The following is a 6,076-nucleotide window of genomic DNA, read 5'->3' on the forward strand; positions in this document are numbered from 1 at the left end:
GGGCTCCGTCACACGCAGCCGTGGTGCAGCCGGACGTCGGTGAGGATGTCGTCCCCGGTCAGCAGCAGGAGCGCCAGGCACAGCAGCGTCAGCAAGACCGTGACCGTGGACAGCACCACCAGCACCGTCTGCCTCCAGCACAGGTACGCCACCCGTGCCTGGAGCACCGCCGCGACGAGGGTCAGCAGCGGCGCGACGACCATCAGCACCCACACCCAGTCGGGCACCGCCGCGATGTCCAGGCAGCGGTTCCACCGCACGTCGCTGTAGGTGTCGCTCGCGCGCAGCCCGGCGTACGCCGCCGAGACGGCCAGCAGCACCGTCGCACCGAACCAGGCCCACCCCCTGATCCCGTGCCGCCCCGCCCGATCCTCGTCCCACCCCAGGTCATCCGTCACGGCGGGGTGGACGCGCCGTCCGGCGCAGGTGGTTCCAGTCCGTTCACATCCCGGCCCACTTTCCTTCGATACAGAGTCATATCCTCCATTCGGGCTGATAATTGAAGGCAGAGAAGGTCTGGGTGGTGTAGAATCAGAAGCACAGCAGGCGATCCGGGGGAACCGGCATCGAGGTGATGCCAACGGACGCCGCTGGCCCTTGGGGGACGACATGACCTACAACCTCGCCACCGCTCAGGCCACCATCGACATGCGCCTGCAGGAGGCCCGCAGCTTCCGCCTCGCCCGCGCGCTCAAGCTCCGTGAACGCGCCAAGCGCACCAACGAGCGCGCCCGTCAGGCTCTGACCAGCGTCGACGCATGAGCACCCCGATCCACGACGGGCCGTCACCAGCACCACGGTGACGGCCCGTCCGCCGTTTCCGGCACCCCGCGGATCCTCAGGCGGACAGCCGCTCGGTGTCGGCCCCGAAGGGGAGGAAGACGGTACGGCCGGCCAGTAGCCAGACACCGTCGACCCGGCGGAAGACGTCCTCGTAGTGCCCGACGTTCACCGGCACCCGGGGCTCGATCATCCCCCCTGCGTAGCCGTCGACCCGGTACGTCGTCAGGTAGGAGACGGCGCGCGCCGTGCCGCCGGCCTCCACCGTGACCAGCAGGTTGGTCATCAGACGGCGCGACAGCCGGTCCGCCGGGCGGGAGCCGAAGTAGCGCCGCAGCGCCTCGCGCCCCTCGATCCGCCGTTCCCCGTGGGGCCAGTGCCAGAAACCGTCCGGCGTGAAGAGCTCCGCCACCGAGCCGGGGTCACCGAGGTCGAGGCGGTGGATGAAGTCCACGATGAGGCGCTCGCAGGCGCGTTCGGCCAGCATGCGCTCGACCGGGGAGATGATCTCGTCGTCCATGGCCCTTTCTACCAGCGCCCGCCCGACGCGACGCAAGCGGTTTCCGGCCCCGTCGCGATCACCCGAAAACAGTTCGGTTAGGCTAACCTAACTGCTGCGCCCGACCAGATCACCGGCCCGCCCCGGCCTGCCCGTGCGCCGAAGCACCACCACCGGGAGAGGGACAGCGGCATGGCCGAGGACATACGTGAACTGGACGGCAGGATCGCCCTGGTGACGGGAGCCGCCCGCGGCATCGGCGCGGCCGTCGCCCGGGCGCTCGCCGACCGGGGGGCCCGGGTGGTGGCCACCGACATCAACACCCCGCACGACGACGTGACCTACCTGGACGTCACCGACGGCGCCGCCGTCGAGGCGATGGTCGACCGGATCGAGCGCGAGACCGGGCCGATCTCCATCCTGGTGAACGTGGCCGGCATCCTGCGGCCCGCCCCGGTGCTCGAACTCACCGACCAGGACTGGGCGGAGACCTTCGCGGTCAACACCACCGGCGTCTTCCACACCTGCCGGGCCGTCGGCCGCCGGATGGCCGCCCGCGGCTCCGGCTCGGTGGTCACCGTCGGCTCCAACGCCGCCGGGGTGCCCCGCACCCGGATGGCCGCGTACGCGGCCTCCAAGGCCGCCGCCGCGATGTTCACCAAGGTCCTCGGGCTGGAGCTGGCCCGGGACGGAGTGCGGTGCAACCTGGTCTCCCCCGGCTCCACCTACACCGAGATGCAGCGCCAGTTCTGGACCGACGAGCAGAGCGAGCGCCGCGTGCTCGACGGCGACCCGGACAACTACCGGGTCGGCATCCCGCTGGGCCGGATCGGCGCCGCCGAGGACGTCGCGGAGGCCGTCGCCTTCCTGGTCAGCGACCGCGCCCGGCAGATCACCATGCACGACCTGTACGTCGACGGCGGCGCCACGCTCCGGGCCTGACACGGCGTCACCCCACCGCACGCCCCACCGCACGCCCCGCCCCATCCTCCCCATCCCGGCGCCCGAAGCCACGCCGGACGAAGAACGGAGCAGCATGACCACGGCCTACCAGGCCCCCGCCGGCACCCACGCCGACACCCCGGCCGCCTCACCGAGCAGCCTGCTGGCCGCCTACCGCCCGGGCCCCGACCAGGCCTTCCTGGCCGGCCCGCACTCCACCCTGCTGGCCCGGGGCGCGCTGCGCCACGTCACCGACCCGGCGCGGGCCGCCGAGGCGCTGGAGGAGGCCCGCCGCACGGTGGGCGGGACCCCGCTGCTGGTCGGCGCCATCCCCTTCGCCCCCGGCCGTCCGGCCCGCCTGTTCGTACCCGCCGAGGTGCACCGGGGCGGCCCGGCCGCCGAGGATCCGGCCTTCCTGCTGCCTGCCCGCCGCGCTGCCGCCGCGAGCGGCCGCGACTGGGCCCAACGCCCAGTCCCCGCGGGACCGTTGTACGCGGAGGCGGTGGCCGAGGCGGTGCGCCGGATGCGGGCCGGGACCGGCCCGTCCAAGGTGGTGCTGGCCCGCACGCTGGAGCTGACGGCGCCCGGCGGGGCCGATCTGCCGGCGATGCTGGCCCGGCTGATCCACCGCGATCCCGGCGGCCACACCTTCGCCGTCCCGGCCGGGGGCGCCGCGACCCTGGTCGGCGCCAGCCCGGAGCTGCTGGTCTCCCGCCGGGGCCGCACCGTGGTCTCCAACCCGCTGGCCGGCTCCGCCGCCCGCAGCGCCGATCTCGCCGAGGACATCCGCCGGGCCGCCGCGCTGCTGGACTCGCCGAAGGACCTGGCCGAGCACGCCTTCGTCACCGATGCCATCCGCCGGGTGCTGGAGCCGTACTGCGAGGAGCTGACCATCCCCCAACGGCCCACCCTGGTACGGACGGCCGCGATGTGGCACCTGTCCACCACCATCACCGCCACCCTGCGCGACCCCTCCGTCTCGGCCCTGGAGCTGGCGCTCGCGCTCCACCCCACCCCGGCGATCTGCGGCACCCCGACCGACCGGGCCCGGGAGCTGATCGCCGAGCTGGAGCCCTTCGACCGGGGTCTGTACACCGGCGCGGTCGGCTGGGGGGACGCGGACGGGGACGGCGAGTGGGTGGTGACCCTGCGCTGCGCCGAGGCGGAGGGCGACGGGCTGCGCCTGTACGCGGGCGCCGGCGTGGTGGAGGCCTCCGACCCGGAGGCCGAACTCGCCGAGACCACCGCCAAGTTCGGCACCTTCCTGCACGCGGTCGGCCTGGAGGACACCAAGTGACGCACACCGACGAGCCCGAGGCGCCCGAGGGGCGCGACCTCCTCGGCTCCTGGCCCGCCGAGACCGCCGCCCGCTACCGCGCGGCCGGCTACTGGACCGGCGAGCGGCTGGACGAGATGATCCGCCGCCACGCCACCGCCCGCCCGGGCCGGATCGCGGTCACGGACGGCGAACGCCACTGGAGCTACGCGGAGCTGGACCGCCGGGCGGACGTCGTCGCCACCGGTCTGCTGGCCCGCGGCTTCCGACCGGGTGACCGGGTGGTGCTGCAACTCCCCAACACCGCCGAGTTCTTCGAGGTCTTCTTCGGCCTGCTGCGGGCCGGGGTGGTCCCGGTGATGGCGCTGCCCGCACACCGCCGCGCCGAGCTCACGTACTTCTGCGAGTTCGCCGGGGCCAGGGCCCTCTTCGTGCCGGAACGTCACGCCGGCTACGACCACCGGCAGTTGGCCTCCGAAGTGCTGGCCGCGCTGGCCGAGCCGATCGAGGTCTTCGTCGTCGGCGAGCCCGGGCCGCACCTCCCGCTGGACGAACTGCGCGCCGCGGAGCCGCAGCGGGTGGCGGAGTCGCCCGCCACCACCGAGCTCGCCTTCCTCCAGCTCTCCGGCGGCTCCACCGGCCTGCCCAAGCTGATCCCCCGGGCCCACGACGACTACCTCTACAGCGTCCGCGAGTCGGCCCGGATCTGCGGGTTGAGCCCGTCCTCCGTCTACCTCTGCGCGCTGCCCGCCGCCCACAACTTCCCGCTCAGCTCCCCGGGTTCGCTCGGCACCTTCTTCGCCGGCGGCCGGGTGGTGCTCGCCCCGGACCCGAGCCCGGGCACCGCGCTGGCGCTGATCGCCCGCGAGCGGGTCACCCTCACCGGCGTGGTGCCGCCGGTCGCGCTGGCCTGGGCGGACGCGGCCCCGCACGCCGGGCACGACCTCTCCAGTCTGGAGCTGCTCCAGGTCGGCGGGGCCAAGCTCAGCGAGGAGGCCGCCCGCCGCCTCGGCCCGGCCCTCGGCTGCCGGCTCCAGCAGGTCTTCGGCATGGCCGAGGGGCTGGTCAACTACACCCGCCCCGAGGACGAGGAGCTCACCGTCCTCACCACCCAGGGCCGCCCGATCAGCGACCAGGACGACGAGGTGCGGATCGTCGACGACCAGGACCGCGACCTGCCGGACGGCGCCACCGGCCACCTGCTCACCCGCGGCCCGTACACCATCCGCGGCTACTGGCGGGCGCCCGAGCACAACGCCCGCTCGTTCACCCCCGACGGCTTCTACCGCACGGGGGACCTGGTCCGCCGCACGCCCACCGGCCACCTGGTGGTCGAGGGCCGCGCCAAGGACCAGATCAACCGGGGCGGCGAGAAGGTCGCCGCCGAGGAGGTGGAGAACGTGCTGCTCGGCCACCCCGCGGTGCACGACGCCTCGGTGGTCGCGGTGCCCGACCCGTACCTGGGCGAGCGGACCCTGGCGTACGTGATCCTGCGTCAGGACGCCGAGCCGCCGCGCGCCGCCCAGCTGCGCGCCTTCGTCCGGGCGGCCGGCCTGGCCGACTACAAGGTGCCGGACCGGATCGAGTTCGTCGACACCTTCCCGCAGACCGGGATCGGCAAGGTCAGCAAGAAGGACCTGCGCTCCACCGCCGCCCAGTAGGCTCCGGCCGACGCTCCTCAGCTAAGGACCCCCTCCGCCATGGCACTTCCCACCATCGCCCCCTACCCGCTGCCGGAGCAGCGGGACGTCCCGGCACCCCGGGTGCCCTGGGCCGTCGACCCGGCGCGGGCCGCCGTCCTGGTCCACGACCTCCAGCACCACTTCCTCTCCCGTTTCGCCCCCGGGGCCGAGCCGCTCGCCCCGGCCCTGGCCAACACCGCCCGGCTGCTCGGCCTGGCCCGGGCGGCCGGGGTGCCGGTGATCCACTCGCACCAGCGCGGCGGACAGAGCCGCGAGGAGCGCGGACTGCAGTACGACTTCTGGGGCCCCGGCATGCCGGACGACCCGGCCTCGCTCGCCTCTCCCGAGGCCGTGGCACCGCGGCCCGGCGACGGGCACGTGACCAAGTGGAAGTACAGCGCCTTCGCCCGGACCGACCTGGCCGGGCAGCTGGCCGCCGCCGGGCGCGACCAGCTGGTGATCGTCGGCGTCTACGCCCACATCGGCGTCCAGATGACCGCCGCCGACGCCTGGAGCCACGACCTCCAGGCCTTCGTGGTGGCCGACGCCACCGCCGACTTCGACCGGGAGCGGCACCTGGGCGCGCTGGCCTGGATCGCCGACAAGTGCGGCGTGGTCACCACCACCGGGCGGCTCGCGGCGGCCCTGCGATGACCCTCGCCGCCCCGACCCGCCCGCTCCCCTCCCACGCCCGGCCGCGGCCCCGCCACGCCGTCCCGGCCGACGCCGGCCAGCTCTACGCCCTCTCCCGGCCCTTCATGCGCAGTGGCGAACTGCGCCCGCGCACCCCGCGCGAGTACCGGCTGACGGCGGCCCAGTTCCTCCTGCTGACCGACTCCGACGGCTCGACGGTGGACGGCTGCGCGGCGCTGCGGCCGCTCCCGCCCGAGCCCGGGC

At 74.4% G+C, this 6,076-nt stretch carries 7 protein-coding genes and 1 pseudogene; 6 read left to right on the forward strand and 2 right to left on the reverse strand.

Annotated features, from left to right (window positions below; translation table 11 throughout):
- Window positions 1-8: 8 nt before the first annotated feature.
- Complete coding sequence (locus ACWEPF_RS35615) at window positions 9-398, reverse strand: hypothetical protein (RefSeq protein ID WP_452175848.1); 390 nt, start codon at window positions 396-398, stop codon at window positions 9-11.
- Between the two features lie 211 nt (window positions 399-609).
- Here ACWEPF_RS35615 and ACWEPF_RS35620 point away from each other — a divergent pair, with 211 nt between their 5' ends.
- Window positions 610-762: a hypothetical protein gene (locus tag ACWEPF_RS35620; protein ID WP_345282641.1), complete on the forward strand. Its 153-nt coding sequence runs from the start codon at window positions 610-612 to the stop codon at window positions 760-762.
- 76 nt (window positions 763-838) lie between these two features.
- Here the strand turns inward: ACWEPF_RS35620 and ACWEPF_RS35625 are convergent, their stop codons facing one another.
- On the reverse strand, window positions 839-1,300 hold the full coding sequence (locus tag ACWEPF_RS35625; RefSeq protein ID WP_452175849.1) for a nuclear transport factor 2 family protein: 462 nt from the start codon (window positions 1,298-1,300) through the stop codon (window positions 839-841).
- A 171-nt stretch (window positions 1,301-1,471) separates the two neighbouring features.
- Here ACWEPF_RS35625 and ACWEPF_RS35630 point away from each other — a divergent pair, with 171 nt between their 5' ends.
- The 5 genes and pseudogenes from ACWEPF_RS35630 to ACWEPF_RS35650 all read left to right on the forward strand — a co-directional run.
- Complete coding sequence (locus tag ACWEPF_RS35630; protein ID WP_452175850.1) at window positions 1,472-2,221, forward strand: 2,3-dihydro-2,3-dihydroxybenzoate dehydrogenase; 750 nt, start codon at window positions 1,472-1,474, stop codon at window positions 2,219-2,221.
- Between the two features lie 94 nt (window positions 2,222-2,315).
- Entirely contained in the window at window positions 2,316-3,518 is a 1,203-nt protein-coding gene (locus ACWEPF_RS35635) for an isochorismate synthase (protein WP_452175851.1), read from the forward strand.
- Window positions 3,515-5,158, forward strand: coding sequence for a (2,3-dihydroxybenzoyl)adenylate synthase (locus ACWEPF_RS35640; RefSeq protein WP_452175852.1), 1,644 nt, complete (start codon window positions 3,515-3,517; stop codon window positions 5,156-5,158). The genes ACWEPF_RS35635 and ACWEPF_RS35640 overlap by 4 nt, the downstream gene beginning before the upstream one ends.
- Window positions 5,159-5,197: 39 nt before the next feature.
- A complete protein-coding gene (locus ACWEPF_RS35645) occupies window positions 5,198-5,833 on the forward strand; it encodes an isochorismatase family protein (protein ID WP_452175853.1) in 636 nt (211 codons plus the stop codon).
- Window positions 5,830-6,076 (forward strand): annotated as a pseudogene (locus tag ACWEPF_RS35650) (GNAT family N-acetyltransferase); the annotation flags it as partial. The gene ACWEPF_RS35645 and the pseudogene ACWEPF_RS35650, both read left to right, overlap by 4 nt.

The organism is Kitasatospora sp. NPDC004289 (assembly GCF_053602875.1).